Source organism: Planomonospora algeriensis, from assembly GCF_977012225.1.
This window is the reverse complement of the sequence record NZ_CDRNDK010000492.1, coordinates 1-4,349: the sequence shown is the minus strand read 5'-3', so window position 1 is coordinate 4,349 and position 4,349 is coordinate 1. Positions and strand designations below refer to the sequence as shown.

Sequence of the window (4,349 nt, the reverse complement as noted above, 5' to 3'; positions counted from 1 at the left end):
CGCGCCGGCGGGGCGGCCGCCGAGGCGGGCCCGGCCCCGGCGAGCAACAGGCCGCCGGCACCCGCGGCGGCGGACAGGAAGGCTCTGCGTGACGGCTTCTGCTCCACGCCCCCAGTGCAGCCGTTCCACCTGGCCCCGCTGTGACCTGCATGTCAAGGCAGGGTGAACAGCCGCGAGACGGCAGGACGCGCCCTCGCCGTCAGGACGGGCTCGGACCGTCAGGACAGGTACGGCCTCAGCTGGTCGCCCAGCGCCCCGCAGCCCAGATACTTCTCCACGGTGTGGAAGTCGAGCCAGTCGAGGTCGACCAGGACCTCCCGGTCGACCCCGGTGAAGCAGGACCGCAGGGCGGGCGGGATCGCGGCGATGTCGTGCCGGTCGGCGATGTTCACCCACCGCCGCACCTGGCGGGGCCGCTCGCCCCGGCCGTTCACCGGGGCCGGCAGCAGGCGCTCGAAGACCACGTCGCGCATGCCGAGCGGGCTGCCGAGGGTGATCAGCAGCTCGACCTCCAGGTCGGGGTGTGCCCAGAGCGTCTCGTAGGCCACCACGCTGCCGAGGGAGTGCGCGATGACCACCTTCGGGCGGTTGCGCCGGATCACCTCGGCCACCGCCGCCCGCGCACCGGCCCGCGCCTCGCCTCCGGCCGCGAGGTAAGCCGCCACCTCGGGGGCGAAGAGCGCGGCGAACTCCGCGGCCCGGTCCGGCATGCGCTCCAGCACCCAGCCCGCCACCAGGTGCAGCGCGCCGGTCAGCCCCTCGCCGACCGCGTCGAGCTGGCGGGCCCAGGCGACCAGCACCTCCTGCTCCCCCGCCGCCATGCTCCGCACGGCGCGGGGGTCGCCGTCCTGCTTGTGCTCGCCGAGCAGGTGGGCGTAGTAGGCGATCTCGGTGACGTAGCGCTCCCCCGCGTGCGGCGCCCCGCAGGCGAGCCCCCGGTGCAGGTAGCGGTCCCACTTGGCGCGCATCGCGGCCTCCGCCCCGGCGACCGAGTTCCCCGCCTCGCGGTAGTACCGGTACTTCCCGATCCCGTGCACGCCCACGATCGCACCCACGCGCCCTCGCCCCTCATCCACCGACATGTACGGCTTGCGCCCCGGCCATCACTGTGGCGGAAGGAACCGGGGGCCACAAGCCCGTCACGAGCGGCCATCGGCCGATGAGAAGGGGCGAACGGGGCATAAACCGGTTGATCGACGGGTGTGTCCCCTCGCTACGCTGACCATGCACCCCCTGCCCGAAGGAGTCGTCCGCCATGCCCGGCCCGCTTCAGATCAGCGGCTCGGTCTCCGTTCCCGAGTCCGAGCTCCACTGGCGTTTCTCGCGTTCCTCGGGTCCCGGCGGCCAGGGGGTCAACACCACCGACAGCCGCGTCGAGCTCAGCTTCGACCTGGCCGCCACCGAGGCCCTTCCCCCACTGCTCAAGACGCGCGCACTGGAGCGCCTCGCCTCCCGGCTGACCGGCGGCGTCGTCACCATCGCCGCCTCGGAGTTCCGCTCCCAGCTGCGCAACCGCGAGGCGGCCGAGATGCGCCTGGCGCAGCTCCTGCGCGAGGCCGTCGCCCCGCCTCCGAAGAAGCGCCGCCCCACCAAGCCGAGCAGGGGCGCCGTCGAGCGCCGCATCGCAGCCAAGAAGCACCGCTCCGACCTCAAGCGGCTCCGCCGCGACATCTGAGGCCCGCACCGCCTCCCCCGCGGGCCCGCTTGACCGGGCCTTGTCCCGGTGTTCGGCTCCCCGGGGGAGACCCCCGCGGGAGCGGATGCGAGAATCCGGAAGATGCCGCCCGTTCCCAGTGTCCGCGCCGTCCTCCTCGACGACGACCGGCTCGTGCTGTTCCGGCGCACCGTGCCCGGCAAGGAGCTGTACTGGTCCGCCCCCGGCGGCCACGTCGAGCCCGAGGACGCCTCCTTGGAGCACACCCTCCACCGCGAGCTCCTGGAGGAGCTCGGCGCCACCGTCTCGGCCGTCACCCCGCTGACCACCCTGCGCTGCCCGCGCGAGGAGGGCGTCAAGCTCCAGCACGTGTACGGCTGCCGCCTGGTCTCCATGGACCCCGCCCTGCGCTGCGGCCCGGAGTTCACCGACCCCGCCCGCGGCGTCTACGAGGTGGTGCGGGTCCCCCTCGACCCCGGCGAGATCGGCGCCCTCAACCTCGTGCCCCGGGAGCTGGGCGACTATCTGGCCGGCGGCCCGTCACCCCGGCTCGCCCGTACTCTGATCCGCCGGCTGACCGGAGCGCTCCCCGCCCCGCCGACCGGGCCGGGGAGCGCTCCGGGCCCTCGGCCGCCTCAGATCAGTCCGGGGCGGGCTCCGAGGGCGGGACGGGCAGGGTGACGCGCACGGAGGTGCCTTTCCCCGGCTCGCTGTCGATGCGGATGCTGCCCCCGTGCAACTGGATGATCTTGTCGACGAGAGGCAGGCCCATCCCGGTGCCGCCGGTCATGTCCTCGGCCTGCCGCGACCGGTAGAAGTCCTCGAAGACCCGCTCCACCTCGCCGGGCGGGATGCCGATCCCGGTGTCGCGGATCCGGATGCGGCGCGCGGGGTCGGCGGTCACGGTGACCTCGATCGTGCCGCCGTCCGGGGTGTACTTGATCGCGTTCTCCAGCAGGTGGTCCAGCGCGTGCTGCAGCCGCCGGGCGTCGGCCCAGGCCGTCAGCGCGGGCGGCGCCTCCAGCCGTAGCGTGTGGCCTCTGCTCTCCGCCTCCGCGGCGGCGTCGCCGACCGCGCGGCGGACGACGGCGACCAGGTCGACCCGTTCGGGGGTGAAGACGGCGGTGCGGGCGTTGAGGCTGGACATCAGCAGCAGCTCGTCGATCAGCCCCAGGATGTGCTCGCTGTTGCGCTCGATGACCTGCAGGAAGCGGTGCTCGGTGGCCTCGTCCAGCCCGCCCTCCCGGACCAGCTGCAGGTAGCCGCGGATCGAGGTCAGCGGGGTGCGCAGCTCGTGGTTGACGGTGCGCAGGAACTGGTCCTTGAGGTCCTGCACCTCCTGCAGGCCGTGGATGATGTGGTCGGACCGGCGGGCGTAGCGATACGTCTTCAGCAGCGCGGTGGCGCTGGCCGCCAGACTGCGCAGGATCCGGCGCTGCTCGTCGGAGAGGCGGCGGGGGCGGTGGTCCATCACGCAGAACACGCCCAGGATGTTCCCCGACCGGCCGATCATCGGCACACCCGCGTAGAAACGCACCCCCGGCTCCCCCGCCACCGCGGGATCGTCGCGGAAGCGCGCATCGTCGCGGACGTCGGGGACCTCCAGCAGCTCGCGGCCCTGGATGGTGCAGGGAAGGAAGGACAGCGCCTGTTCGTCCAGGGCCTCCGCGCCGGCGCGCGCGGCCGGTGAGCCGCCGGTCGCCGACCCCGATCACGCTGACCAGCGCGAGCGGGGCTTCGCAGGCCAGCGCGGCCGAGGTGGCGAGGGCGGAGAAGTCGGGCTCCACGAGGACCGGGGGAGCCGGAGGGGAGGCGTCCTCCCGCCGCCCGCCCGGCCCCTGCTCGTCCGTCACGATGCGGGTGCCGCCCAGTCGCTTCCTGTCCGACTCCCGGAGGTGCTCCGCCCCCTCTCCGGGGTCCCGTGCCTCCGTCATCACGGCCCCGTCCCGACCGCGTCTCCCGGACCGGGCAGGCCCGCGGCGCCGGACCGGGACCCGGCGCGGACGGCTCCGCCGTACGGGGCGCTCATGCGTCCTCATCGGGACCGGGCACCCGCAGGGCGAGCAGGGCGATGTCGTCGACGCCGTCGGGCGGCGCGCCCTCCAGGAGTTCGTCGCAGAAGCCCTCCACCGAGCGGCGGGCCAGGGCCGCGGCGCGGCGGCGCAGCCGGTCCAGGCCGGCGTCCAGTCCGGTCCCCGGCGCGTGGACGAGACCGTCGGTGTACAGCAGCACGGTGCTGCGCGCCGGCAGCGGTTCGATCGCGTCGTGGCGGTCCCCGACGTCGTGCCACTCCGCTCCGATCAGCACGTTCTGCGCCGACTCCAGATAGCGGGCGCGGCCGTCCTCGGTGACCAGCAGGGGCGGCGGATGCCCGGCGCTGGCCCAGTGCAGCTGCCACGGTCCTTCCTCCGGGCCTTCGACCCGGGCCATGACCAGGGTGGCCAGGGCGGGCTCGCCGACGGCGAGCACCGCGTTCTCCAGGCGGTCCACGATGAGGCTGGGGGGCTCCACCCGGTCCCAGGCCATGGACCGCAGCATGTTGCTCAGCTGGGCCATCCGCGCGACGGCCTGCACGTCGTGGCCGGCCACGTCGCCGACGACCAGCGCGGTCGCGCCGTCGGCCAGCGTCAGCACGTCGTACCAGTCCCCTCCGGCCGCCGAGCCCTCCGGGCGCCGGGCGGTAGCGGGCCGCCAG

6 protein-coding genes are annotated in these 4,349 nt (G+C 74.4%); 2 read left to right on the top strand and 4 right to left on the bottom strand.

Annotated elements, in window-relative coordinates; translation table 11 throughout:
• Both ACWJ6R_RS30985 and ACWJ6R_RS30980 read right to left on the bottom strand, forming a co-directional pair.
• Nucleotides 1-107, bottom strand: a 107-nt coding sequence (locus ACWJ6R_RS30985; RefSeq protein ID WP_449065621.1) for a twin-arginine translocation signal domain-containing protein, incomplete at its 3' end; no start/stop codon positions are given.
• Nucleotides 108-218: 111 nt separating this feature from the next.
• Complete coding sequence (locus ACWJ6R_RS30980) at nt 219-1,055, bottom strand: hypothetical protein (RefSeq protein WP_449065619.1); 837 nt, start codon at nt 1,053-1,055, stop codon at nt 219-221.
• 200 nt (nt 1,056-1,255) lie between these two features.
• Between ACWJ6R_RS30980 and arfB the strand changes: the two genes are divergently transcribed.
• Together arfB and ACWJ6R_RS30970 are read left to right on the top strand one after the other, a co-directional pair.
• Nucleotides 1,256-1,675, top strand: a complete 420-nt coding sequence (arfB, locus tag ACWJ6R_RS30975; RefSeq protein WP_449065618.1) for an alternative ribosome rescue aminoacyl-tRNA hydrolase ArfB — start codon at nt 1,256-1,258, stop codon at nt 1,673-1,675.
• Nucleotides 1,676-1,777: 102 nt separating this feature from the next.
• Complete coding sequence (locus tag ACWJ6R_RS30970) at nt 1,778-2,335, top strand: NUDIX hydrolase (RefSeq protein ID WP_449065617.1); 558 nt, start codon at nt 1,778-1,780, stop codon at nt 2,333-2,335.
• Here ACWJ6R_RS30970 and ACWJ6R_RS30965 read toward each other — a convergent pair.
• Nucleotides 2,295-3,299, bottom strand: coding sequence for a GAF domain-containing sensor histidine kinase (locus ACWJ6R_RS30965; RefSeq protein ID WP_449065620.1), 1,005 nt, complete (start codon nt 3,297-3,299; stop codon nt 2,295-2,297). The two genes, ACWJ6R_RS30970 and ACWJ6R_RS30965, sit on opposite strands and share 41 nt — an antisense overlap.
• Before the next feature lie 380 nt (nt 3,300-3,679).
• The coding region (locus ACWJ6R_RS30960; protein ID WP_449065616.1) for a PP2C family protein-serine/threonine phosphatase at nt 3,680-4,349 on the bottom strand (670 nt) is incomplete at its 5' end.

What these genes read in the sequence shown, in the direction of transcription:
- arfB (WP_449065618.1), top strand. Translation starts at nt 1,256, where the DNA reads ATGCCCGGCCCGCTTCAGATCAGCGGCTCGGTCTCCGTTCCCGAGTCC.
- ACWJ6R_RS30970 (WP_449065617.1), top strand. Translation starts at nt 1,778, where the DNA reads ATGCCGCCCGTTCCCAGTGTCCGCGCCGTCCTCCTCGACGACGACCGG.